At 41.9% G+C, this 26,378-nt stretch carries 20 protein-coding genes; 9 read left to right on the forward strand and 11 right to left on the reverse strand.

The features are described from left to right. Positions 1-66 precede the first annotated feature (66 nt). On the forward strand, positions 67-252 hold the full coding sequence (locus AC1F2U_RS18145; RefSeq protein WP_322671257.1) for a PCP reductase family protein: 186 nt from the start codon (positions 67-69) through the stop codon (positions 250-252). Positions 253-369: 117 nt separating this feature from the next. Here AC1F2U_RS18145 and AC1F2U_RS18150 read toward each other — a convergent pair whose 3' ends face one another. The 4 genes from AC1F2U_RS18150 to AC1F2U_RS18165 all read right to left on the reverse strand — a co-directional run bounded on the left by AC1F2U_RS18150 (position 370) and on the right by AC1F2U_RS18165 (position 6,001). Then, complete coding sequence (locus AC1F2U_RS18150; protein WP_480262366.1) at positions 370-1,206, reverse strand: SWIM zinc finger family protein; 837 nt, start codon at positions 1,204-1,206, stop codon at positions 370-372. Between the two features lie 177 nt (positions 1,207-1,383). After that, entirely contained in the window at positions 1,384-1,803 is a 420-nt protein-coding gene (locus tag AC1F2U_RS18155; RefSeq protein ID WP_480262433.1) for a tetratricopeptide repeat protein, read from the reverse strand. Between the two features lie 24 nt (positions 1,804-1,827). Continuing rightward, entirely contained in the window at positions 1,828-2,592 is a 765-nt protein-coding gene (locus AC1F2U_RS18160) for a toll/interleukin-1 receptor domain-containing protein (protein WP_480262367.1), read from the reverse strand. 145 nt (positions 2,593-2,737) lie between these two features. After that, positions 2,738-6,001, reverse strand: a complete 3,264-nt coding sequence (locus AC1F2U_RS18165; RefSeq protein WP_480262368.1) for a DEAD/DEAH box helicase — start codon at positions 5,999-6,001, stop codon at positions 2,738-2,740. A 142-nt stretch (positions 6,002-6,143) separates the two neighbouring features. Here AC1F2U_RS18165 and AC1F2U_RS18170 point away from each other — a divergent pair, with 142 nt between their 5' ends. Next, the gene (locus tag AC1F2U_RS18170) at positions 6,144-6,689 is read left to right on the forward strand and encodes an N-acetyltransferase family protein (RefSeq protein ID WP_480262369.1); all 546 of its coding nucleotides are present in this window, start codon (positions 6,144-6,146) and stop codon (positions 6,687-6,689) included. Between the two features lie 101 nt (positions 6,690-6,790). Next, positions 6,791-8,947, forward strand: a complete 2,157-nt coding sequence (locus AC1F2U_RS18175) for a polyribonucleotide nucleotidyltransferase (RefSeq protein ID WP_480262370.1) — start codon at positions 6,791-6,793, stop codon at positions 8,945-8,947. 95 nt (positions 8,948-9,042) lie between these two features. Here the strand turns inward: AC1F2U_RS18175 and AC1F2U_RS18180 are convergent, their stop codons facing one another. Together AC1F2U_RS18180 and AC1F2U_RS18185 are read right to left on the reverse strand one after the other, a co-directional pair. Continuing rightward, the gene (locus tag AC1F2U_RS18180) at positions 9,043-9,255 is read right to left on the reverse strand and encodes a type II toxin-antitoxin system HicB family antitoxin (RefSeq protein ID WP_480262371.1); all 213 of its coding nucleotides are present in this window, start codon (positions 9,253-9,255) and stop codon (positions 9,043-9,045) included. Between the two features lie 187 nt (positions 9,256-9,442). Beyond that, positions 9,443-12,562: a HEAT repeat domain-containing protein gene (locus AC1F2U_RS18185; RefSeq protein WP_480262434.1), complete on the reverse strand. Its 3,120-nt coding sequence runs from the start codon at positions 12,560-12,562 to the stop codon at positions 9,443-9,445. Between the two features lie 149 nt (positions 12,563-12,711). On the opposite strand from AC1F2U_RS18185, the gene AC1F2U_RS18190 reads away from it, so the two are divergent. Then, positions 12,712-13,536 (forward strand): MAP7 domain-containing protein, encoded by an 825-nt coding sequence (locus AC1F2U_RS18190; RefSeq protein ID WP_480262372.1) that lies wholly within the window; start codon positions 12,712-12,714, stop codon positions 13,534-13,536. A 189-nt stretch (positions 13,537-13,725) separates the two neighbouring features. Then, positions 13,726-14,580, forward strand: a complete 855-nt coding sequence (locus AC1F2U_RS18195; RefSeq protein WP_480262373.1) for an HIT family protein — start codon at positions 13,726-13,728, stop codon at positions 14,578-14,580. Positions 14,581-15,021: 441 nt separating this feature from the next. On the opposite strand, the gene AC1F2U_RS18200 is transcribed toward AC1F2U_RS18195, so the two are convergent. Then, positions 15,022-15,825 (reverse strand): Uma2 family endonuclease, encoded by an 804-nt coding sequence (locus AC1F2U_RS18200; protein WP_480262374.1) that lies wholly within the window; start codon positions 15,823-15,825, stop codon positions 15,022-15,024. 804 nt (positions 15,826-16,629) lie between these two features. Between AC1F2U_RS18200 and serA the strand changes: the two genes are divergently transcribed. The 4 genes from serA to AC1F2U_RS18220 all read left to right on the forward strand — a co-directional run bounded on the left by serA (position 16,630) and on the right by AC1F2U_RS18220 (position 21,095). After that, positions 16,630-18,210 carry a phosphoglycerate dehydrogenase gene (gene serA / locus AC1F2U_RS18205; protein ID WP_480262375.1) on the forward strand — a complete coding sequence of 527 codons (1,581 nt, stop codon included), beginning with the start codon at positions 16,630-16,632 and terminating at the stop codon, positions 18,208-18,210. Between the two features lie 171 nt (positions 18,211-18,381). Continuing rightward, positions 18,382-19,302 carry a 50S ribosomal protein L11 methyltransferase gene (gene prmA / locus AC1F2U_RS18210; protein ID WP_480262376.1) on the forward strand — a complete coding sequence of 307 codons (921 nt, stop codon included), beginning with the start codon at positions 18,382-18,384 and terminating at the stop codon, positions 19,300-19,302. Positions 19,303-19,432: 130 nt separating this feature from the next. Then, positions 19,433-20,701, forward strand: coding sequence for a hypothetical protein (locus AC1F2U_RS18215; RefSeq protein WP_480262377.1), 1,269 nt, complete (start codon positions 19,433-19,435; stop codon positions 20,699-20,701). A 79-nt stretch (positions 20,702-20,780) separates the two neighbouring features. Continuing rightward, the gene (locus AC1F2U_RS18220; protein ID WP_442949849.1) at positions 20,781-21,095 is read left to right on the forward strand and encodes a hypothetical protein; all 315 of its coding nucleotides are present in this window, start codon (positions 20,781-20,783) and stop codon (positions 21,093-21,095) included. A gap of 16 nt (positions 21,096-21,111) precedes the next feature. Here AC1F2U_RS18220 and AC1F2U_RS18225 read toward each other — a convergent pair whose 3' ends face one another. From AC1F2U_RS18225 to AC1F2U_RS18240, 4 genes are all read right to left on the reverse strand, one after another. After that, a complete protein-coding gene (locus AC1F2U_RS18225; protein WP_480262378.1) occupies positions 21,112-22,311 on the reverse strand; it encodes a DUF4159 domain-containing protein in 1,200 nt (399 codons plus the stop codon). Between the two features lie 59 nt (positions 22,312-22,370). After that, complete coding sequence (locus tag AC1F2U_RS18230) at positions 22,371-23,402, reverse strand: phage tail protein (protein ID WP_480262379.1); 1,032 nt, start codon at positions 23,400-23,402, stop codon at positions 22,371-22,373. 123 nt (positions 23,403-23,525) lie between these two features. Further along, positions 23,526-25,721 (reverse strand): putative baseplate assembly protein, encoded by a 2,196-nt coding sequence (locus AC1F2U_RS18235; RefSeq protein WP_480262380.1) that lies wholly within the window; start codon positions 25,719-25,721, stop codon positions 23,526-23,528. A gap of 93 nt (positions 25,722-25,814) precedes the next feature. Then, positions 25,815-26,228, reverse strand: coding sequence for a GPW/gp25 family protein (locus AC1F2U_RS18240; protein ID WP_480262381.1), 414 nt, complete (start codon positions 26,226-26,228; stop codon positions 25,815-25,817). Positions 26,229-26,378 lie beyond the last annotated feature (150 nt).

Here is a 26,378-nt window from a genome sequence, read left to right on the forward strand (position 1 = left end):
GCTTTTTTTATAGGAAAATTAGTAATCTATTAATTAAAGTGAGCGACTTGCCAAGGTAACTAATCTATGAATGATTCCAATTTTATTGATGCTTTGCGATGGACATCTGAAGCTAAGGAAAAGTTACAAAATATTCCCTTTTTTGTCCGCTCTCAAGCTAAAGCCAGAATTGAACAGCTGGCTCGTGAAGCAGGCCAAGATGTTGTGACTGCTGATTTGGTAGAACAGGCTAGGCTTGAGTTTGGACAATAAATCAGAATACATAATTGGTAAATACCTACCCATAAAAGGATAGAGTTTTAAGCCAAGAAGATTCCAACCAATTTAATTCATAATTACGAATTACGAATTACGAATTACGAATTAGTATCAACTTGCTCCTACATTCATCGCTGCTAAAACAGCCTTCTGGCTTACATCTCTGTAAACGGTATTCAAATATTTCATTACCACATCACTCGAAGTTGAATTTACTGTGTTTTCCTCTTCCTTTGCTAGGGGAATCGCTCCCAATACATCTAATATCGTCTCGCTGCTAGACGGTACAATCACTACCAAGGATGACTCTAGTGGCTCATTGTATTGCCAGAAAGAGTCAATTTTTACTGAGTATTTGTTATTAGTAATTGACTGTTGAACATCAGGCGTTTCTGTAGTATTGGGTTCAATTTTGGCACTACGTAATTTACGCAAATCGCTGATAATTTGCTCTTTGGAACGTCCGCGTAATTGAAATAGTACAAAGGGGTCTTCACTGAAGCGATCGCCTAACTGATAGTATATCGCACCAATGTGTTTACAAGGATTTTCTTTATCAGGACAAGAGCATTTACTGTGAACATCACCAAGGGTAAATGGAAATATCGAAAGACCATTAGCCGTGAAGACTTCTTCTATATTTTGTGGCATTTCTCCTGCTAGTAGTTTGGCAGCAAAAATTGCCCTTTGGGACATGGTTTCAATTACATAACCCCACTGTTCATCGGTAAATGGTTCAAGGGAAAGGGAAACTTTATAGGGTTCTACTTCGCTACCTTGAACCCTAGCTAATACTTTTGCACCTTTAAATTCGATGCTCAAAACATTTCCTTGACGAGCATAGTTTCTAGCACGTTCTAAACGCTTTTTAAAACGATAGGAATCTAGCAAATCTAGCCATTGTTGTGACCACCATTCTCGACTTGCTTGTAATGTGTAATTAGTCATAAGTCAATTTAAAATTTAGAACTATGCAATGGATGAGTTAATCTTATTTTGTGACAGTTACCTCAGACTATAGCGTTTATGGTTGGGAGTATATCAGTTTCGCAAATATACGCCTACAGATTGGAAGTCTGGGACTAAACAGAGACGTAAAACCTTGAATTAATTACGAATTATAAATTATTCCATTCCTGCCTTGCGCCGCAACCGCTCAACTAATTGGCGCGAAAAATCCAAGCCCTGATCGCGCAGACGCTCTCGGATTTCCAGGGCAGACTGTGCTAACGGTAGCGCCTCTGTGTAGCGTTCCTCTTTCTCCAGAACTTGCGTCAGACCAGATTGAGCGCTAGCCACCAAGTCTTGCCGTCCCACTTCCTGGGCTAGGGCTAACTCACGCTCGTACCAGGAGCGGGCTTCTGAAGGGCGATCACAGTCAAGGGTTAGATTTCCCAAGTTGCCAGAAATATAAGCTTCCTCTTCTTTCAAACCTAGCTTTTTAGCGATTGCCAATGCTTGCTTATAGTTGGACTCAGCACGATTATATTGTCCCTGCGATTGCGCAACTAATCCTAGATTGTTGAGGGCGATCGCTTTTGGCAGACGCTTCGTACATCCGCTCTTAGCTTACTCATCTAAACTTTCTGCGATCGCTTTGAGCAGTGCCTCAAAATCTGATTGTATATGAATCTCTTCCGTCAGAGCATTCATATCCTTCAGCAGGTTTATGAGATTAGCAAACATATTACGAATTTCAGTATATAGGTTAATTTCTTCTCGGAATCCCTGTAAATGAGCAGCGCTAACTGTTTTCATAGCGTCATTTAAATCTTGAATTTGCTTTTCCCAATACTCAACATATTTAATTCTTTCAATAGGCTTATAAATTTGGGCATCTGCTAAAATTATGGGAAAAATTCGATTATAAAGTTTTCCAGTCTTGGCAATTTCAACTAGTTCATACATACAATTGTCAGACTTCAAATATTGGTCGCTAATTATCACAATTATGCATTTGCCATGACTCAATCGCTGCATGAATTCTTGAAATCGTCCTTTGTAGCCAATTGAATTTTTATCCCGAATGATTGTAATGCCTTTTGCGTAAAATGCTTTCTCCAGTTTTTGTACAAATGTTTCGCTGTGATTATCTCGCCAAGTGTAGGAGATAAAAACTTCCTTTTGCTTGCTTTCTGACTCTACTTTACTGATGCTGTTTTTAAGATGACTCAATCGCGCCTCTAGGCTAGCGACTTCTTTTTCTTTTTCCTCCAGTTCGATTTGCAAATCTACTGGAACTCGAATCCCAAAACCAGCTTTTTGTTCTTCTAATATATGGAGGGCGCGATGGGCGCGGTTGAGAGTTCTCTGCAATGCTTCTCGATCGTCCATAGATTTAAATCAAAAACAAATTTAAGAGGCTTTTAAATAGAAAAATTCAATAGATGCCTTGCAAAAGTATCAATTTTTAACTATTTATTTACGCCTCTGTGTGAGTTAAAAAAATATTTATTTGAAAAGTCTAATGCATGCGAAATTATTCTGCATCATCGTCAATTACTGCATTGCGATCGAGTATTAGTAAGTTACGAAGTTGATCTGTATCCAGTTCAGTCAACCATTCTTCACCAGCACCTACAACTTGTTCAGCTAGTTGTTTTTTACTTTCAATCATGTCATGAATTTTTTCTTCTAAAGTGCCTGTGCAAACAAATTTATGTACTTGCACATTCCGGGTTTGGCCAATCCGAAATACTCTATCTGTGGCTTGATTTTCCACGGCTGGGTTCCACCATCTATCAAAGTGGAATACATGATTGGCTCGTGTTAAATTCAGTCCTACTCCACCAGCTTTTAGAGAAAGAATCATAATCGGTGGCCCTTGAGGATCGTGTTGGAAACGGTCGATCATTTCCTCTCGTTGTTTTTTACTGGTGCTGCCATATAAAAAGAATATTTCTCGCCCAAGCTGTTTTTCTAAATAGGGTTTAAGTAATTTCCCCCACTCAGCAAATTGTGTGAAGATTAAAGCGCGATCGCCTTCTGCTAAAACTTCTTCTAACATTTCTTCTAGGCGCAGAAGTTTAGCTGAATTATGTTGCTCTAATGTCGCTTCTTTTAAATATTGGGCTGGGTGATTGCAGATTTGTTTGAGTTTGATTAATAAAGCCAAAATCATCCCCCGACGTTGCAATCCTTCAGCAGATTCAATTTCTACTAAAGATTGTTCTACAATTTGTTGATAAAGTGCAGCTTGTTCGCCAGTCAAACCGCAAAATACGGTCATTTCTTGCTTATCTGGTAAGTCTTGAATGATGTCGCGATCGCTTTTCAATCGCCGCAGTATAAATGGTTGCACTAATGAACGTAACTGAGTTAAAGAAGCAGTATCACCATACTTTTCTATTGGCATGGCAAACCGCCGCTGAAAAAATTGCTTATTCCCTAAATACCCAGGATTCAGAAAATCCAAAATAGACCATAGTTCTTGCAGCCTATTTTCTACTGGTGTCCCCGTTAATGCAATGCGAAATGTCGCTTCTAATTCCCGCACTGCTTTTGACTGCTTCGCCTCTGGGTTTTTCACATTCTGGGCTTCGTCTAAAACAATTATCTGCCAAGAAACACTTTGCAATGACTTGATATCTCGATGAAGCAGTGAATAGCTAGTAACGATTAAATCGTGATTTTTCACTGCTTCTAAAAACGCTTTTCCTTTTGGGCGTTTGTCACCGTGATATTGCAAAATTTTCAAGCTTGGTGCAAATTTATTGACTTCCCTTTCCCAGTTGCCTAAAACCGAAGTTGGGCAAACTAGCAGGGTTGGATTTTCTAGTGCATCTTGTTCTTGAAGATGTAGCAAAAAAGCAATAAACTGGATAGTTTTACCGAGTCCCATGTCGTCTGCAAGACATGCGCCCAAACCCCAACGTTCCAAGAATGACAACCAAGCAGCGCCACGTTCTTGATAAGGTCGCAACTGCCCTTTGAAGCCGGCTGGTGTGGGTAAAGGTGCGATCGCTTGATTATTACTTAACGCCCCAATCAACTCTTGCAATGCCCCAGATGCCTCAAAGCTAACCACTGGTAACTTTTCAATTACTTGAGTATCGCCTGTACTGAAACGCAAGGCATCTTCCAACGAAAGCGCCATTTGGTCTTTGCGAGTGGTAAAAAATGTTTGGGCTGTTTTGATGTCCTGGGGGCGCAATTCCACCCACTCGCCGTTAATTTCTACTAGCGGACTATTTAAAGCCACAAGTTTATCAAACTCAGCTTTGGAAATAGTTTGTCCACCAATTGCCAATTGCCATTGGAAATTTAGTAGACTTTGCAATCCTAAACGTCCCTGCTTTTTCTTTGGGGTTTCAGCAGTAATTTTTAAACCCAAACGATTTGCCCATCCTTCACGGTTCGCCAAACTAGGAGGCAAAATTACTCCTAAACCACTGTCTTCTAACCTCCAAGCTACAGCTTTGATAAACTCATAAGCTTGAATGGGAGCGATCCGAGAAGATTGGGGATATTCGGTTTCAAAGCTGGGTGCGATCGCTGGATATAATCGGGAAGCTACCCCCAAACCTCGCAAAAATGTTTCTTGTGGTTGCTCAATTGTCCGATTTTCATAAACCAATCGTTCAACTGGATTGTTCCAAATAGTTGCCGCATCCACTAAAAACTCTGGATCGTCAGCCGCTTGCAAAAAATACGCCAATGTCCAATCTGTTTCGCCAGACTCTGGAGAACGCAGTTGAAAACAGGTACGAAATAGACTTTTAAGAGTTAATTGGTATTGTAGCGGCATAGTCCAAGCCTTCAATGCCGCTTCCAGTCTTTCCACTTCAATTGCATCTGCATTGACTATATGAGATGCACTAGTTAAGGCTGGCAACCACTGTCGCACCCCAGACGGTAAAGATGCGTAGGCGGAGCCCGTCGTAGACATCGCCTTAGCTTCCATTGGAGGTTGAGAACCCATCATTTCTCGCACTTGGGCATCTATCGTACTGTTGAGAAATCCCAAAAGTAATTCTTGAGGTTCTGTGGGAAAGTCTACATAAAGTAGGGATTGGGAAAAATCCTCCCCAGTCCCCACTTCCTCTTGATAAGTACGACAAACCAACGGTATGTTCGCAGAAAATTTTTCTAGGCGGGTTCCATCTACAGCACTGTCTAGAAGTACTCGCCATTTGGCAGCAAATGCACCATCTGATTCTCGGCCAATTGTTGGTAAAAATTTACACCTTGAGATTAAATCTAAACTCCATCGGGCAACCTGCGACCAAAAGCGTAAATCTCCACCCAAAAAAGCATCTTCCCCTTTAGCAGCATTTAGGGGAATCGCGGCGAGAAATTTTACTGCTTCGTTGGCATTAAGACAAAAACCTTCAACTCGCCACGGTTGCAAATATTGCGGGGAGTCTGTATTTTCGCCCAAGCTGGCAGAATGTACAGGGAAAATCGCTGTTGTTCCTTTGTTAGTATCTTCTGGGATATAAGTTGGTAGAGCAATGATTTGAGAGTGCGTTGGTAAACTGATCTCAGTGGCACTGGCGGCTTTGCGCGATCGCCCAGTAGTTGCGATCGCAACTTGAGGTTTTTGGATGAAGTTGGTAATTGCCATGTTCTGCGATCGCAACCACTCACTCAACTCAACTGATGTCATTGCCAATGGATGTACTGGTATATCTCCAGATCCATTAGACTCGAAATTCACTCGTGGCGATCGCCAAGTTTCCCCCCAAATAAATAAACAACCATTTTGATTTTTTAGTAACCAATTACAGTGTAAAATAGCCATTTTCTAACTACTCAGATTTTCCCAAAATTCTAGAATTAAAATCGCAAATATTCTGCTTTTCACATTTTTTCAATAAGATTTATTCGCAAACTTTCTCATATAATAAAATTTAAGTAATTATTCCACATAAACATTGTTAATAATGAATTTTCCCCTAATTAAAGTCTTAAAAAATAGGATGTTAGTGGAACTGGATTATATGCATCCTCAAGAACACGAGGTTGTCAGATCGTTACTCAATGTTGTAATTTTTGAAGGTAAAACCTATCCCCAAAAGCAACCTCTCTCTCCTACAGAATTTTCAGCTTACTGGTTAAGCAAGGATGCCTTTGTTGTCAGGACATCTGTTGTAGATCCTACACATAAGCCAAAAGAAATATTAGGGGCGTTTTATTTAAAGCCAAACTTTCCTGGTCGGTGTAGCCATATTTGCAACGCTGGTTTTATTGTACAACCTGAGTTACGCGGTCAAGGTTTAGGACGGTTCATGGGAGAGGCTATGCTTTCGATAGCAGCAAACCTGGGCTACGAAGCAGTAATGTTTAATTTGGTCTTTGAGACTAATATACCTTCAATTACACTTTGGCAGTCGTTAGGATTTGAGATTATTGGGCGAATTCCGGGCGCGGCGAAGCTAGAGAATGGGCAGGTAGTAGACGCGCTAATCTTTTATCACACTTTGCGTTAAACGACTTGTCTATCTTTGTATGTAGTAGAAGTCAGCCATAGGGCATAAATGTTAGGATTGCCACAGAAAGAGAATAGCGAAAGAGAAGGAAAAAAAACTGAATGGCAGAAGTTGATAAGTCAATATCCTTCGATGGAAGGGATATTCGACTGAAAGTAGGCCTACTAGCTCCCCAGGCAGGTGGATCGGTTTTGATAGAATCAGGGGACACATCCGTTTTAGTAACGGCTACGCGATCGCAAGCCAGAGAAGGCATAGATTTTCTTCCCCTTACTGTAGATTATGAAGAAAGGCTATATGCCGCTGGTAGGATTCCCGGCGGGATCATGCGGCGCGAAGGTCGTCCACCAGAAAAAACAATTCTCACCAGCCGTCTTATAGACCGTCCCATGCGTCCTTTGTTCCCGTCATGGTTACGGGATGACCTGCAAATTATTGCCTTAACGCTGTCGATGGACGAGTTAGTTCCACCCGATGTGTTAGCAGTTACAGGCGCTTCCATTGCTACCCTGATTGCCCAGATTCCTTTTAATGGGCCAATGGCAGCAGTGCGGGTTGGTTTAGTGGGAGATGATTTCATTATTAACCCCACTTATGCAGAAACTGAAGCTGGAGATTTGGATCTGGTAGTTGCAGGTTCACCACATGGCGTGATCATGGTAGAAGCGGGAGCCAATCAGTTGCCAGAGCGAGATATTCTTGAGGCGATTGACTTTGGTTATGAAGCAGTGCGGGACTTAATCAAAGCGCAGCAAGATTTAATCGCCGAACTGGGTCTAGTAATAGTGCAAGAAGCACCACCAGAAGTAGACCAAACCCTAGAAAATTATATCCGCGATCGCGCCAACGGTCAGATTAAGAAAATCCTGTCTCAATTTAGTTTGACCAAACCCGAACGCGATGCAGCTTTAGATGTCGTTAAGGATGAAATTGCCGCGACGATTACTGAACTGTCAGAAGAAGACCCCATTCGAGTTGCTGCAACTGCAAATAAGAAGGCACTTGGTAACACTTTTAAAGATATTACCAAACACTTCATGCGGCGACAAATCATCGAAGATAACGTCCGCGTTGATGGTCGTAAACTCGATCAAGTGCGTCCGGTTTCTTGTTTAGTTGATGTCTTACCAAAGCGAGTCCACGGTAGCGGTTTATTTAACCGAGAACTAACTCAGGTATTATCCACTTGTACTCTGGGTACACCTGGGGATGCTCAAAACCTCAACGATGACATGCAGCTAGATCAGCACAAGCGTTACCTGCATCATTACAACTTCCCCCCCTTCTCAGTCGGTGAAACCAAGCCAATGCGAGCCCCAGGAAGGCGCGAAATTGGTCACGGAGCATTGGCAGAACGAGCGATAATACCTGTGTTACCGTCAAAAGAACAATTTCCCTACGTGATTCGCATCGTATCGGAAGTACTTTCCTCCAACGGTTCCACCTCAATGGGTTCAGTCTGCGGTTCCACCCTCGCCCTGATGGATGCTGGTGTACCAATTATCAAACCCGTCAGTGGCGCAGCAATGGGTCTGATTAAGGAAGGGGACGAAGTACGAGTCCTGACCGACATCCAAGGCATTGAAGACTTTTTGGGCGACATGGACTTCAAAGTTGCCGGCACGGATACCGGGATTACCGCCTTGCAAATGGACATGAAAATCTCCGGTTTGTCGTTGGAGGTTATTGCCCAAGCCGTCCACCAAGCGAAAGCAGCTCGGTTGCACATTCTGGAGAAAATGCTCGCCTGCATTGACACACCACGGACTGAAACCTCACCTTATGCTCCACGTCTGTTAACAATCAAGATTGATTCAGACATGATTGGTTTGGTCATCGGGCCTGGAGGCAAGACTATTAAGGGCATTACAGAGGAAACTGGTGCAAAAATTGACATCGAAGATGATGGCACCGTGACAATTTCCGCTGTGGATGAGAACAAGGCGAAGAGAGCCAGAAATATCATCCAAGGCATGACCCGCAAGTTGCACGAAGGGGATGTCTATGCAGGACGCATTACTCGGATTATACCGATAGGTGCATTTGTGGAATTTTTGCCTGGAAAAGAAGGCATGATTCACATCTCACAACTAGCTGACTACCGCGTTGGCAAAGTTGAGGATGAAGTAGCGGTAGGCGATGAAGTGATTATCAAAGTGCGCGAAATTGATAACAAAGGTCGCATTAATCTCACCCGCTTGGGTATCCACCCAGACCAAGCAGCAGCAGCAAGAGAAGCAGCGGCGGTGAATCGGTAACTCGATTTGGGATTTTAGATTAGATTAAATCTAAAATCCGCGATGCCTATCGTGAAGGCATCGCCGTATGCTTCTCTAATTTGACAAATTACGAATTATTTTAAAGACTTTTCTAGTGTTTTTGGCTCTGGTAAAAGTTGACCGTCTGCTAAAGATGATTCAATCAGCATTTCTAAAACTTCTTGAGCATTTTTGAAAGCTTCTTCGTAAGTATCTCCGTGAGTATGACAAAACTCTCCCCATTCAGGAAGACTCACAAAAAAACACTCATCTTCATCAGACCACTGAATAATTATTGTATATTTCATTCTTCTGAAACATAATTACGAATTACGAATTACGAATTACGAATTATCAAGTAACTCTTGGGTAGCGTCTTCACTTTCTTTATCTGCTAAAGTCAGCAACCAGTTCTAGGCGTTCTGAAGACAACCCATCTAGATATTGGTTGATTTGTTGACAAACTTCTGTGTTGTTCATATTTTTGAAACTCTTTTACTTCTCTAATTCTGCCAACTTCTGTTGAGCAAAGTTTCGCACTTGCTCATCTGCGTCATTCTCTGCCTTGTCACGCAACAGTGGTAAAGTCTGTGGATGCTGAGGAAATTGCTTGATAATTATCTCCAGTGCAATGCGGCGAGGGTTGGTTTTATAGTTATACTTACGCTCAAAGGAGTCATTGACAGCCCAGTTGTAGTAAATTTCAAACAACTCAGGCTGATTTCTGAAGTATTTGGCTAATGCTTGGATGGCTGCACGTCGCACATCTTCATCATTATCAGCAGTGGCGCGGTCTTTGAGAATCGAGCGGGTGTCCAGGTCATCTTGGAAATTACTGGCTAATGCTTCGATGGCTGCACCTCGCACAGCCCATTGATTATCAGCAGTGGCGCGGTCTTTGAGAATCGAGCGGGTGTCCGGGTCATCTTGGAAATTACTGGCTAATGCTTCGATGGCTGCACCTCGCACAGCCCATTGATTATCAGCAGTGGCGCAGTCTTTGAGAATCGAGCGGGTGTCCGGGTCATCTTGGAAATTACTGGCTAATGCTTCGATGGCTGCACCTCGCACATACGATTCATTATCAGCAGTGGCGCGGTCTTTGAGAATCGAGCGGGTGTCCGGGTCATCTTGGAAATTGCTGGCTAATGCTTCGATGGCTGCACCTCGCACATACGATTCATTATCAGCAGTGGCGCGGTCTTTGAGAAACGAGCGGGTGTTCGGGTCATCTTGGAAATTGCTGGCTAATGCTTGGATGGCTGCACGTCGCACATACGATTCATTATCAGCAGTGGCGCAGTCTTTGAGCCAGTGTAAAGTATTGCTGTTATCTTTCCAAATTGTGGCGATTGTTGCAACTGCTTGAGTGCAAATTTCCTGAACTAGCTTAGTTTCTTCGCGATCATCGAAGGAGTAATAGTACCAAAGGTCATATTTAGTTAATTCTTTTAGCTTGTCAAGCAATTTATTAGCCGTTGACACAATTACCGAGCGATTTCTCAGTTCTGCAAGACATTTAGCCGCTAAAAACAGGTTGATAAATTTTTCCTCTTCCCCATCTTGCGCCATTAAGTATTCCAGAATTTCACCAACAAATTTCGCCTCAATCATTCCCGCAATTAGCAGCAATACTTCATGCCAAGTTTCATCTTGCCAGTGTTTGCCAAAAACTTCAGTTTTGAGATACTCATTTGTAATACTGCGTTCCTTCTCAAACTGCCAGACAAACTCCCAAGCACAGAAATATTCTAAAAAAGTCCGATGCACAAAGGCATAGTAATCTGCACCCAAAAAACATAAAATAAAATTGCGATCGCGCAGTTGTTTCATCAACCGTCTGGCTTTATCTCTGGCATCACTCACTGGTATGCTTTGCAGATATTTAGTGAAGATTGTTTCTAAATCATCTGCATAGATAATGTTGCCAGCTAAACCTTTTTCACTGGTTTGCATTTGATAAGCAACTTGACGCAACATTGCCTGTTTATCTTTATAATCAATAATGTCCAGACGTTCATCGGGCTTTAAATTGCGTCCCTCGTCCCAATTATGCAACAGAACCTCTGAAGCATCTTTATACAGTTCACTTCTATCTCTGGGTAATTCTCGCTTGAGATTGAGAATTGCCATCATCGTTAACAGCAGAGGATTTTGTGCTAGTTCGGCAATTGCTTTTGATTCATTAATTACTCTTTGTAGACGCTCACGTTTGATATTTTTATCTCTTTCTTCGGCTTGAGTAAAAGTTTTATCATGCCAACGTTGAATAAAATCTTGAATCTGTGCTGGTTCTAAATCTTGCAACATGAAGTGGCGAAACTCTGCATCTCGCAACTGTTGCTGCTTATAGCCGATAATCCGAGAAGTGACAATTACCTGCACATCGGGATATTCATTAGTGAAGCGATGAATACAGGTAATTACTTCCTCTCGCTTGGCAGATTCAAAGATTTCATCCAAGCCATCAAACATAACTAAAGCGTTACCAGCCTTTAGCTGCTCATGCAATTTATGCTGATTGAGGTGATAAAAACAATTGGGACTATTATGGTAAAATTGAAGAAAATTATTACAACTACCCGCATCGCGATCGCGCATATAATTGCGTAATTCAATCAGCAAAGGAATTGGCAAATTAAAATCATTCTGTTCGAGACTTTTTTCGACCCAATCCAATGCTAGATATTGCAACAATGTAGACTTACCGGAACCAGGATCGCCTAAAATAACTAGATAATTTTTGCGTTGCTTATCTTGGACAACATCTAATACTGAACGGATTGGCTGTTCAAAATAAGTACGTTGATAACGTTCTGTTTCTTCTTGAAATTTTTCTATTTCAAATTCCGCATCTAATTGGTTACTTTCTTGTAACCTGCGAAGATATTCTTTAGGCAGTTCTGGTAAAACCTGATAAACTTGCCGCACATTTTGCGGGATAAACATTTGCCATAAGTTTACCGGATGTTCGCGGGATGTAGTTTCTAAACTATCTAACTTCAGATTGCCGTAGCGTTCCCGAATAGTTTCTAAATATTGTGGTAAATTAAAATCCTTGGGAATATCAGCGTTTTCTTTTAAAGTCTTGTCAATACTAGATAATTTTTGAAGTTCCAAGATATAGCGTAACTCTTCTGAATCCGAAAGAATATCTTGAACTTGTATCAGATACTGCTCTATAATTGTTTGCCAGTTAAATTTAGGCGGTAGAGGTTCTAGTTGAAGTCTTTTCCAACTATCTGCTAGTGTTTTAAAATCTAGAGAATCACATTTAATATCAAAAGCCTGACCAAGAATTTCTTTAACCGATTTATCACGGATAAATATATTGATATCTTCAGCATAATTTTGAATTTCAGCTTCAGAAAGTTTGCAACGAACCTTTAACTGTTGCTGCATCGCTTGCAAAAATTCTGTCAGCGCCATGACTACAGCTTTCTGAAGCGGTTCTTGCTTGAAGGGCGCAGTTACAGCATTATTAAAGATATGTTTGAAAAAATCTTTAGCGTAGTCTTTAACTAAATCTTTGAAAAATTCTTCGCTAATAATAGTTTTGACAAGAAATCCAACCGCTTTTTGACCTATCCAGAGAGTGAACCACTCAACTATCATACTCACGCCTGCTAAGTGCTTGACTACGAGTATATACACCTGTCAGAGAAATCTTTCCAGATTTGTGGGTTTTTAACTTAAAAGCGATGCTGGCTGAAGATTTGTTAAAAATAACTAATATACTGTGCATTGATATTAGGAGTAATTTTATGGTTCTACAAGTTAACCCCATCCAAAAAGAACCAATTGTTACTTGGGAAGCACTTCCAGCCGACTTCATTTTACCAGACGATCCAGTGGAAAATATTCAACAACCGGCGATCGCTGCTGCGCTTACCGATGCTTTGGGAAGCACAGCACGCATCCAACCTCAAATGCTGATTGGCTCTAACTTTGGACTTGTAGCTACAGTCAACAAAAAAATTGTTGTTAAAGCACCAGACTGGTTTTATGTTCCTCAGGTGCAGTCTGTGGGAACAAATGTAGTTCGTCGCAGCTATACCCCGAATTTAGAAGGCACTGCTGTGGCTGTGGTGATGGAATTTCTTTCAGACACAGAAGGGGGAGAACTATCAGTCCGCTCAACTCCACCCTACGGTAAACTCTATTATTACGAAAAGATTCTCCAAGTTCCAACATACGTAACCTACGACCCTTACGAACCCAGCATAGAACTACGGTGTTTGCAAAATGAACAATATACTTTGCAGCAAGCAGACGCTAATGGACGTTACTGGATTCCTGAGTTAGAGCTATTTCTCGGAATTTGGCAAGGTGAGAGATTATGCCAAACCATGAATTGGCTCCGCTGGTGGGATACAGAAGGAAATTTGCTGTTGTGGAGTAGCGAACAAGCCCAACAAGAACGCCAGCGTGCTGAACAAGAACGTCAACGTGCTGAACAAGAACGCCAACGCGCTGAACAGGAAAGCCAGCGTGCTGAACAGGAAAGCCAACGTGCTGAACAAGAACGCCAGCGTGCTGATATATTAGCAGCTAAGTTACGTGAGCTAGGTATTGACCCTGATGCGTAGGCGTAGCCCGCGCTTCTCTACGTTCGCGCAGCGTGTCGCAGACAGACGCTCCGCGTAGCTTGCTTCCCCGGAGGGGTACGCATGGTTTAACTCCGCTCATCAGCCGCTCAGTGACCATCGTAGACATCGCATAACCTAAACAAATGCTGGGAATAATAATTTTGGGACATCAGCACCAAAATTCATTCTATGAAACAGCAAAAAAATCTGTTCAGCCATCTTACTGCGATCGAAAGAAGTTATCTATCATTTCCGGCACAGTTTTTATTAAATCAAAACCTTTTACAAGGCAAAATACTAGACTTTGGTTGTGGCTTTGGTAATGATGTTAAAATATTGCGCCAAAAAGGTTATGATATTACAGGCTATGACCCTTATTATTTTCCAAAATATCCTGATAATAAATTCGATACAATAATTTGCTTTTATGTTTTAAATGTTTTATTTAGTGAAGAACAAACTAATGTTCTTATGGAAATATCACATTTATTAAAATCAGGAGGTAAAGCTTATTATGCTGTAAGGAGGGATATCAAAAAAGAAGGGTTTAGAGAACATTACATTCACAAAAAACCTACCTATCAGTGTATTTCCAAACTTCCTTTTACTTCAATTTGCTTAGATGAATATCGGGAAGTATATGAGTATGTCCACTATAATCATCAGCGAAATTCATCTAACTATTGTATATTCTGTAATCCCCATAAAACTCTCAGACTATTAACTGAATCAGCAACTGCTTATGCTATTTTTGATGGCTATCCAATAAGTAAAGGACATGTTCTAATTATTCCCAAACGTCATGTTAGCAGCTATTTTGAACTCCCATTTAAGGAGCAATCTGCTTGCTGGTTTATGGTGAACAAAGTCCAAGAAATTCTCAAAAGTGAATTTGAGCCTGATGGCTTTAATGTAGGAATGAACATCAATAGAGCCGCAGGTCAAAATATTATGCACGCCAGTATTCATATCATCCCTCGCTACAAAGGTGATACTGTCTCTGCTAAAAGTGGAATCAGGAACGTTATTCCTAAAAAACAATAGTTTTTCTGTAATTATGCAGGATTCCAAATTCTGCTGTAACTTAACCGCTTTCAAGTGATTATAAAAATTACTGGAAGCTCATGACTTGCTCAAACGTGGTGAGGAGTTTATATTGGCTCTACCTGGGCTGACACAAGAGAAAGCGTTTCAGTACGCTGAACAAATCCGGTTATCGTTTCAAGCTGCGCGGTTGGAATCTGGAGATAAAGAAATACATACAACGGTTTCGGGTGGAGTGGCGCTATTTTCAGATCGTGGAAAAACTATTATAAGTAGTAGATTAACCGCTATATGCTGCTAAGTTACATGAGCGCAATTGCATCAAGTGTGTGCAATCTAATTGATGATATGTAGAAATTTTAACAATCATTTATGAAAAATACATAAATCTAATAAAACCTAAAAATTAGGTTTTGTTGAAAATATTGCACAATATTTCAGTTAAGCCAGATTATCTGGATCTATCCCAAGTGCTCTTAATTGTTCCGCCAACTGTTGAACCCGTTTTTCTGCAATTTCAGCACGCTGTGCTTCTTGTTGAGCGCGTTGTGCTTCTTGTTGGGCACGTTGTGCTTCTTGTTGGGCACGTTGTGCTTCTTGTTGGGCACGTTGTGCTTCTTGTTGAGCGCGTTGTGTCTCTTGTTTTACTTGTTCTGCGGGCGTGAGATACCGTTGTCCTTGCTCATCATACCAATACATCCATTCCCGCGTTACGCCGCAATAATTTCCCCTTTCGCAACCAATTCCCAAGCCAATTTCTGGTAGCCAAACGGGGTTTCCCTCTTGCAATTCATACTTACCATTAACTAACTTATGTACTTCTAGATGCGGTTTGCGACGACGGCGAGAGGAATAAATCACGTAATAAAGTACACCCAAAGCCTCATATTCATCTAGTTTGGTAGTGTATTCCTTACGATAATTTTGGGAAACTACTTCTAGAACGAAAATCGGTACAACGTTTTCATCCCACAGCACATAACTAGGACGCAGTTCCTCATCATAAAATCGCTCTACTCCTAAGCTCAAAAACCCATCTGGCACAATTGGCGGTTTATCAGGGTGATAATAAATACCCATATCTATCCCAAACAACCAGTCCATGCGTTCTGACCAAAGTATTAGCAAGATCGCTTTTAACAAGCCTGGTATCAATTCTTGCAGTTCATTATCCACAGGCGTTTCATCAGAGTCTGGTAGTTCCTCGGCTGAGGGCAAGTACCTTGGCAAGTTGTACTCTAACATGGCTGGTTTCCCCAAAACTCAAAGGATATTTGGCTCTATTTGGCTCAACAGAATTATAGCGATTTCTCCCCTTGCAATGTCATTAGTAGTCTGTCTCATTAATCACGAGGCGTGAACAAGTTCGTAGTCAGAACTTTAGTTCTAGTTTTTTAAGCACTAAAGTACTTACTACAAACTCTTAAAATTAGCTTGAAAAATTACTAGTTTACTACTGTATATTCAGTATTTTACTGACACTAATTGGTAGTTTTTAACTACTAAACAATCTTAAATCTGCCGGAATTATGAGCAATAAAATTTATTTGATGCTTAAATTCTAACTGTTACAATCTGATTATCTTAACGATCCAATGTTTTGCTTTGACTAAGGGATACCACTTGTGGTATTGAGAAACAGACGAGATTCGACAGATGTATTAGTTACTAGCTCGTTTCCTGTTTGTGTATAGCATTGCCTCAGCTAAAGTTGCGTCCCAGTCAAGCATACAAGCGTTTATACCCCACAAAGTAAGTTGCTTCAGCCGAGAAAATTTTGGTAACTCTTAACTATTAATAAATATATAGGTGCTTAGTGCTATTCATGCTTTATATTTAGCCACAGGGTGGTGTAAACAGCTAACTTATGTTCAAAAACTTAGGAGGCAGTGCCCACCGGGAGCAATTCATGCTTCGATACTATCAGCACGTAGTGTAAGTAAAGGTTAAGTTGATATTCAAACAAATAATTTTTGCTGAATTGCGACAGATAAAGACTAAACTAAAAAGTCTTGTGCAGCAAAACCTGTAGCTTTAAATGAAGTAATCATGTCTAAGGTTCTTGTCTCTGATTCGATTGACCAAGCTGGAATTGACATTCTTTCGCAAGTTGCAACCGTTGATGTCAAACTAGGTCTAAAACCAGCGGAACTGATCGCAATTATTGGTGAGTATGACGCGCTGATGATTCGCTCTGGTACGCGTGTCACTCAAGAAATCATTGAAGCCGGCACCCAACTAAAAATCATCGGTCGTGCTGGTGTGGGTGTGGATAATGTGGATGTTCCTGCTGCCACACGCCGAGGGATTGTGGTAGTCAATTCTCCAGAGGGAAATACAATTGCTGCCGCCGAACATGCGCTAGCAATGATTTTGGCTTTGTCTCGCCACATCCCCGATGCTAACGCTTCGGTGAAACGCGGTGCGTGGGATCGCAATAGTTTTGTTGGTGCGGAAGTCTACAAAAAAACTCTCGGCGTTGTCGGTTTGGGTAAAATTGGCTCCCATGTTGCTGCTGTAGCTAAGACAATGGGGATGAAACTCCTAGCTTATGACCCTTTTATTTCGACAGAACGAGCCGAACAAATTGGCTGTCAGTTGGTGGAGCTAGATTTACTCTTCCAACAAGCAGACTATATCACCCTACACATCCCAAAAACCCCAGAAACGACCCACTTAATCAATGCCACAACCTTGGCAAAGATGAAACCTACATCTCGGATTATCAACTGCGCTCGTGGTGGGATCATTGATGAAGTAGCTTTAGCAGCTGCTTTGAAAGCGGGTAAAATCGGCGGTGCAGCCTTGGATGTGTTCGAGTCAGAACCATTGGGTGAATCTGAATTGCGATCGCTAGGCAAAGAAATCATCCTCACTCCCCACTTGGGAGCCTCGACAGCAGAAGCTCAAGTGAATGTGGCTATTGATGTTGCCGAACAAATTCGCGATGTACTTTTAGGATTACCAGCACGTTCAGCCGTCAACATTCCCGGACTCGGCCCTGATGTGTTGGAAGAACTCAAACCCTATATGCAACTAGCAGAAACTCTAGGTAATCTGGTAGGACAGCTAGCTGGTGGAAGGGTAGAAGTACTCAATATTCGACTACAAGGGGAACTCGCGACCAACAAAAGTCAGCCTTTAATCGTCGCTGCCCTCAAAGGACTACTTTACCAAGCTTTGCGGGAACGAGTAAATTACGTAAATGCCAACATAGAAGCCAAAGAACGCGGAATTCGGGTGATTGAAACCCGCGATGCTTCCATTCGAGATTATGCTGGCACATTGCATCTAGAAGCCACGGGTACTTTAGGTACCCATTCTGTTACAGGTGCTTTGTTGGGTGAGCGGGAAATCCACCTCACCGACGTTGACGGTTTCCCGATTAACGTTCCACCCAGCAAATATATGTTGTTTACCCTGCACCGCGATATGCCGGGGATCATCGGCAAACTTGGTTCCCTACTCGGCAGTTTTAATGTGAATATTGCCAGTATGCAAGTAGGTCGGAAAATCGTCCGTGGTGATGCCGTAATGGCTCTGAGTATAGATGACCCTTTACCAGAGGGCATTTTGGATGAGATTATAAAAGTCCCTGGTATTCGGGACGCGTATACAGTAACACTATGAGTGCTGAGTGCTGAGTAACGAGTGCTGAGTAAATAAAAGTTAGGAGTGAATAGTTAGGAGTTAAAAGTTAAAAACTCCTAACTCCTAACTCCTAACTCCTAACTCCCTCAAACTCAGCACTCAGCACTCACCACGGGCTGAACGCCCCGCTAGCGCTAACAGCACTCAAAAATGGCAAACACCTGGTGGGAAATACAGATTTTATGTGAACCAGACCTAGAAGATACGATCTTTTGGCGACTGGAAGATTTTGGCTGTCGTGGTACAGCTAGTGAAAATAAAGGAAATTCATCTTTAGTAAGGGCTTATCTGCCGACAATTCAAACACAGCTTTTAGATTTGGCGGCGCTGTCGCTGTGGCTGCGTCAAGATGCTCTCTGTGTAGGAGTTTCATCTCCTTCTTTGCAATGGCAGTTAATTGATGAGGAAGATTGGGCGACTAGCTGGAAACAATATTGGCATCCGCAAGAAATAGGCGATCGCTTCTTAATCAACCCCGCGTGGCTACCATTACCAGAAACAACGGAACGGTTAGTAATTCGCCTCGATCCTGGTGTAGCATTTGGTACGGGCAACCATGCCACCACTCAGCTATGTTTGGAATCACTGGAAATGCGGCTAAGTGGAGTTTCGCAGTCGTTTGTGGGTAATAGTGGCAAACATGAACATCTAGTAATTGCGGATATTGGCTGTGGTTCTGGTATCCTTTCCATTGGGGCGCTGCTACTGGGTGCAGAGAAAGTCTATGCAGTGGATACTGACCCTTTAGCGGTGCAATCAACTATCAGTAATGGTGCGCTGAATGATATTAACCCAGAACGTTTACTACCAGCACTGGGAAGTGTAGACGTTTTGACAAAACTAATTGAAAACCCAGTAGATGGTATCGTCTGCAATATTTTGGCTCATGTGATTATTGAATTAATTCCAGAGATGAGTGCGATCGCTAAACCTGAAACTTGGGCAATCTTCAGTGGAATTTTACTAGAACAATCTAAAGCTGTTGCTGACGCTTTAGAAGAAAATGGTTGGGTTGTCGCTACCCTGTGGAAACGCAAAGAATGGTGTTGCTTAAATGTACGGCGTTCTTAATTCGATAGAAATTATCGCCATCCTAAATCATTCGTAAACAATTAGATCCCCAACTTCTTAAATAAGTCGGGGAGCTTTAAGTAAGTGACATAATATATAGATTACCCACTATTGACTTTTGAAACTAGCGATGAAAGAACGGCTACAAATCCACAAAAAAGCTGACTCATCCGCTTATTCGTCAGAGCAAAGTCAGTTGCAATCGCATTTATTAACTACCCACTCTCAACTTGGCTCCAACAAGCCTATAGTACAGGCAAAGGTAGAAAATCAGAAATTTCAACAATATCAGTTTGAGGCAACGAAACTCCAAATACAAGCCAAGCATGGGACTATCACGCCAGAGGGACAAGAGCGACTTACTGTATTGCAAACAAAGATGAATGAGTCTTTGCAGCAAGGCAAGGAACACTCTTCGCAGTTTGGTCATAACTTGAGCAAAATGGCAATAAAACGTGCTGATAGCCTGCCTATAGGAGAAATACAGCCAAAACTGACTATTGGTCAATCAGGAGATCGATATGAGCAAGAGGCGGATAGTGTCGCTACTTCTGTAGTCAACCAAATTAATCGATCTCCTCTGCAAAACCAGGACGCACAGCAGACGATACCAGGTAATCAGAACGAACAAGCAAAGTCTGAAGAAATATTAGCAGCAAATAACTCAGCAGATAAAAAACAAAAATTTTTACAAGAATATTCACTAGCCAAAACACTAGTAAATGGCATAGATGACACATTGCCACAAGATAAAATACTGGAACAACTCTTCAAAAACTTTGTAAATATCCAATTTCAATACACAATGGTGAGCAAGAGTCCAGAAACTCTCTTAAAAGGCTCTCCAGAAGGAGATTGTCAGACATTAGCCCGTGCTTTTAAAAAAGTTGCAGAAGAATATTTTGGCATTGAAAAAATAACAATTGAAAGTATCGCTAAACCTTTTTTAAGTGAAGCTGGAACTACCCCATACCAAGGAAAAAAACCTAATTGTGATGACGGTAAACGATGGTTTTTCCAAAACCATTATTGGGCTAGCTGGAATGGAAAAATTTATGATGTTTTATTCCTCAGCAATAAACGAACCGAAGCTGATATGGCAAAACAGGTGCAACCACTCACATCAATGTTGATGCCTGAACAAGAATACTATCAAACAGAAAAAGGAAAAATTGTATATCCAATTGTTAATAAGTATTCTACTGTAGAGGTTACGATTTTTGAGAAATTGAAAAACTTTGTTAATAATCTCGGTCGGTTTTTCTCCAATAGCATGAGTGCGATAATCAATAAAATTCGGTCTTTATTTGCCCAAAGCGGAAACAATACCAGTGGTTTTGATTCTCTAATGAGAGAACTTGAACACGATAAAAATAATAGTGCGATCGCAAACAAATAAAGTCAATCATTTTCAGACCTTGATGGTATCGTTAATTTAGTGCGATCGCTATTTTCGGTTTCAAAAACAACGGTAGGAAATGATGAAGAATCAAGATATCCATAATCAATCCTCCAGTGCCCCCATGACTACCATTAACGAACAGCTACTTGCTGCGATCAAAACCGCTCCAGAATCGATTTTAGAGCAAACCCTCGACTATCTCGAATACCTCAAAATTAGAAAAAATGCCTCTGGTATTAAACTAGAAGATACCTCTATCCAAGATGGGGAAGCAACCCTGCGCTACTCCAAAGCTAAAGATTTGCTGAAATTTGCTAACAACTGGCAAGGCGATGACTTTGAAAAATGTCTCCAGTTTGTTTGCGGCACGCGTTCCGATGCTGAATTCTGATGTATCTGCTTGGCTTTCACCACTGCCCAGAATTATCTTCCTGTTGCAACCCAATTAACTGTCGCCGCTTCCAAGCATAGTGAAGAATATTAATTCCTAATTCCTGAGCTGTACGAATGGTCAATCTGGGTAAACTCAAATCTCTATCCAATCCCCAAGCAGTTGCTAAATCTCCAATGGCTAGAATAATTCCTCCACCAATTAACAATTTAATCTGTTGTTGATTAACCATTGGTAAAGCAGCAAATAAGAAAGGTTTTGTCCTTAAAGGATGACTCCGCTGCAATTCTTCTAAAGGTCTTAAAGGACTTTCTAACTGTTGTGCCAAGGCTTGAGTACTCTCAATTAAAGCATTAGCAGTTGTTGGCGCATCAACAAAAAGTACACCACCTAAATTTAAATAATTTCTGAGGGATTCAAATTCGAGACTATTTAAAGATATAGCCTGTCCACCTGTCAGATAAAGTATGTCATAGTCTTGGATATTTTCTCCTAAAGAAACCTGACCTGGTTCATCAGCCCCGCGCAAATTTGGGTATAGGGGTTCTACAGCTTGTAACAAATACGAAAGGCTGAAAAAATTACGCGCACATTCAGGATCGCTATGAGTCGCCTGCGCCATACATACAAGTGCTTGAGGACGCATTTGTGCCTGACGACGATAACGCAAATCAATATTATTATATCCAGGGAAAAAAGCATCCGCAGGTTGGGTAATTTCAGTATGTCCTGGTTGCAGAAGTATCCGACATATTTCTATTTCTGAACTGGCTGGTGTAGAGTTTATTTGGTCAATTCGATAAGTTTCTTGAACAACATCTCTTTGCTGTCCGCGCCGCAATTCATCGGGGTCTACATAGCTAACTACTAAGTAAATCATCAGCGGTTCAGAACTTACTACTTCTAAATCAATGGGAAAGTCATAAGAAGTCGGTACAACGATTAGATTACCTGCTAAATCAATTGCAATCCCAGGTTGAATTTGTACCCAACGTCCATCTCGATATCTAGCTTCAACTTGGCTTGGGGCAGTCACATCTCGCACGCCTAAACCGCAGACAATTCCTGGTTGATTTAAACTTTGATATTGAGCATTTTGCCGATTCCGGTGATATTCATGGGCTGTGCGCCAACGTTCTGCATTAATTAGTAAGCCGTCTGCGGCTTGCAAGCGTTCAAAGGATTTAATTGGTGGTGGTGGAAAAGGATGAGACATAGCAATTTTAGATTTTAGATTTTAGATTTTGGATTAAATTTTACTTTATTACGAATTATTTAATTAGGGGGATTTTCGATAGATAATTCGTATGTACAAAAAGCTGGTTTTTCTTGTTCTATGATTCTTTGGATAAGTTCTTCGTTGATAATGCCACTAGAAATATTTGAACGCAAACGCACTATAAAATGATATGGTTGTCCACCTGCTAAAACTGCATTTCCTAATTGTGCGTCTCCTATAATAAAACTTGGGCCAAAAGGTTCTGTAATACTAATATGTTTATCAGCTTCATTAGGTAAATCTTCGTCTAACGGTAAACCAGTATAAAGATGCAAATAGAGACGCAATCCTTTACGAGTTCCTCGCCAGCGATAGAGTTCTACGGCTCGGCGAATTAAACGCCGTTGTTGCTGGAGATCCCAAACAGAATCTACTTGCCAAGCAACCCAATGAGCCATAAAGGGTAGTAATGCTTGCGGTGCTGTCAAAGGGTCGAGGTTTGCCCACATGACGTTATAACTATCAACTATTGGTTGAAAAGCTTGCTCAAATATTTTCATGAAGCGACCAATAAAGTCCACTTCTCGATACAAAATTGGCAAGAATTCCATGTAGGCAGTGTAGGGACGGATGTATAAATCGAAATACTCGCTTCTCTCGATTTGTTCGTTGTCCGTGCCTGAGTCTATGTGTAGAGTAATTAGGCTGCGAAAATTGAGTGTTAGTTTGTCTTTTTTTCCAGGAGCGATCGCTTCTTGGTCTTCAAAAAATGTGTCGGGAATTGAGAAGTAGAGGACAGCATCCATTTGTCCACGAGGCGGTATTTCAGTGCCTTCTGTGCCAATCTGACACCACTGCGATGGGAAGTTTCCTTCAACGCTTAAGCTTACCCGCAAAGGACGTTGTTCTAAGTTTTGCACTTGCACAATCATCTCGCTGGGATGTCCAGGATGCAAGAGCAAACTACGTCCAGCGACATCTATATTATCCGCATTTGCAAATGCTAAACCCGCCACAGGTAAAGCTTCGGGAATTTGCATCGGCGTTAATTGAATGCTTACAGCGGGACTAGAGCGACTTTGAACCATAGGATTGGGGATTGGGGGTAAGAAGAGGCAGGAGGCAGGAGGCAGGAGGCAGGGGGCAGGGGACAAGGGGAGAATAACTACTGACAAATGACAAATGACCAATGACAAATGACAAATGACAAATCAGCGATTAATGATTTGGATGTCGTGATTTGAACGCAGATTTGTATCAGCCCAAGAACATATCAAACCTTCCGATCCCGGATCGATCAATTGTTCAGGGGATGGTTGTCGTCGCCAATTTTCTCCTTGCTTGCGGATGGGAAACAGCAGGACGGGGCCTAAATGACGCACGCCTGGGGTTTGTTGCAATAATGCCACAATATCCGATGTATAAACTGGTCGCCCAAATGGCCAACCTTTGCCGTCAATTCCTCCAGTTAAGGGATTTAAATATTTATATAGCGATCGCCTTAAATTCCGGCGAATTTCTTCGCTGGCAAAAGGATTGTTGTATGCTGGCTCTAAAGCAATTTCTGTCTGTACAGAAACACCTACGTAATTCGGCTCTTGTAACTCTACTTGTACCCCTAATAAGCGTCTTTCATCTAAATAGCTCAAAATTTGCTCTTGCAGGGCATTACTCAGGGCAAAATTTTCTGGTGTCATGCCATTGCCTTGGGCGATCGCATCTGTGTTTGCATAAGGAACTACCAGCAAACTAACTATACCAGCTTGTCTTTGAGAATTCGCTGGCAAACAGCGGACGCGGGCGATCGCACCAGCACCCGCCTGTTGAGTTAAAACTTCAAAATCTTCGGCAGTGACGGCGCGATCGCGCGTGCGGAGAATGCGGGGAGCCTTCATCACCGCCTGTTCCAGCGATTCGGCATCTGCGCCATTTATTGCTGGTACACGATTGACTACACTAGCAATGTATGGATATGCAGACTTCAAAAACTGAATTGCCCCAGTTTGAACATTGCCTTCTCTACCACCACCTGTACGATAAGCAACCATTTTAATCTCTGAGCCACGGGGAGGAATCGCCCCATATTGATGTTCAGACTGGTTATTTTCCAGAACTTGTACAGATGTGTCATCCAGTGATGGTTGCTGGATTCGGGAGCGCACGTATGTTTGCTGTTTAAGTTGGCTAGGTTCACGAATCAGCGGCCCAAACTGGATTGTACCAGTGATGGAATCGATGGTGTAATGAAAGTTATGCGGCCCAGAATCAGCAAAATCTCTCACCTCAGTCCACTTCTGAGGCAAACCACCATCGGGAATAACTAGGATATACTCATTTTCTCGGCGTTCTAAAATCGGTGCGCTTTGTAATTCAAAAGTCTGACCGGGTGTACCATCACTAATTCCTAAGCGCTCATCTTCAATAAAGGTACTGTGACTAGCCCTAACTGTACCGCCAATTGATTGCACTGCTAAACCAGTAATTCGTGGTGGACGATTGTAACCAGGTTGATTTGTTTCTGTAGTAATAAAACTACAGCGTAGCCAGCGACCCCGGTAAGAAGTAAAGTTGGTAACAGGCCAATTTTGCGGTAAATGCAGACGGACATCTGCCCCTTCAGACGGGCTACCACCCTGTTCAGCGAGTTCGTAAAAACTGAAGCCGCGAGTTTCATCGTCTGACTCTTGGAATAAAACTGGTTGCCAATGTTCTCCATCCCAGGCTTCCCACTTCCGAGGCGGTTGATTGGGGTTAATCCCAGCAGGCGTAGCTGCGGCTCCTTGAAAAGTAATATCTAGAACATTACCATCTAGAGGATCATCAGAAGCGATCGCTAAATAAAAGCAGTTACCAGGCTGAGGTTCCTCTTCAAATATCGGCTGTTCATTGCCTGTCCAGAAACCGTTAGATTCACGAGTCCATGAACTTGTGACTCTTTCTCGCAGAGATTGGGGAATATCTTCGGTGGTTTGGGCAGTTAAGAAGTGTTGTATGCGGGGGTTGCCGATAATTAGAGGAGAATCTGTACTAAAGGTAATAGCTTCTGTGGTTTCAGTTTGGATAGTTGAAGCTTCTAATCCTGCCGGAATAGTGTAGGTTTCAGGTAGTGCAGCGCTTAAATAAAAAGTTAATTCCGTGCGGGCTGGGGCGGGAGGTTGAAGACGAATACCCAGTAATTCTAGGAAAGCTACATAATTTTTGCGAGGTACTTGGTTAAATCTGAGCAACATCTGGTCAGTTAACCAAGCAAATAACTCAATTAGCGTAATTCCTGGATCGCTGAGGTTGTGGTCTGTCCATTCTGGACAGTAGCGAGGAATACGCATAATACATTCTTCCACCAAATCATCGAAGGCGCGATCGTCTAAATTGGAAGAAGGTAATTTCGGTAAAAAGTCAAAGTTCATACCAATTTAAAAAAAGAATGTGACAGATACAAGCCTAGAAACCTAGATGAAATTTAGCTTTTTTAATTTTTAATTTTTAATTTTTAATTCGTATCACGATTCCTCCCCAGCTGAAACCAAATAATAAGGATAAACAAAACTATAAATATCGGGACCGTCTTTGAGTCGATAATTAATGATGATGTCCACTCTGCCACGCACAGGGTCAGGATCGGTGACAATTTCATCGATAATAATGCGTGGTTCCCAAACTTCTAAAGCTTCCAAGACATAAAGACGGATTCGCAGTAGGGTATCGCTATTTAAAGGTGCAAACGCCAGTTCCGACAAGCGCGAACCAAACGTAGGTCGATAAACCCGCTCACCTACTCCAGTGCGGAGGATAATCCAAATAGATTCTTTAACTTTTTGATCTTCACGGCTAAGTTGTATCCCACCTTGCACACTTAAATGCAGTGGATAAGCCCAACCTGTTCCCAAATAGGCTCGTTCACGACCGTAAACCATATCTGGCACTTAGACAGCTGTTACATGGATATCTTTAAAGATATCGGCACAGAAAGTTTAAGCCTATTCGCCAAAGGTCGAGGTTGAAGAGGCAGGGGGGCAGGGGGGCAGGGGGAGAGAAACAATGCTTAACTCAAGGTATTGGTCTCT

The sequence above is a fragment of the Nostoc sp. LEGE 12454 genome (assembly GCF_056620565.1).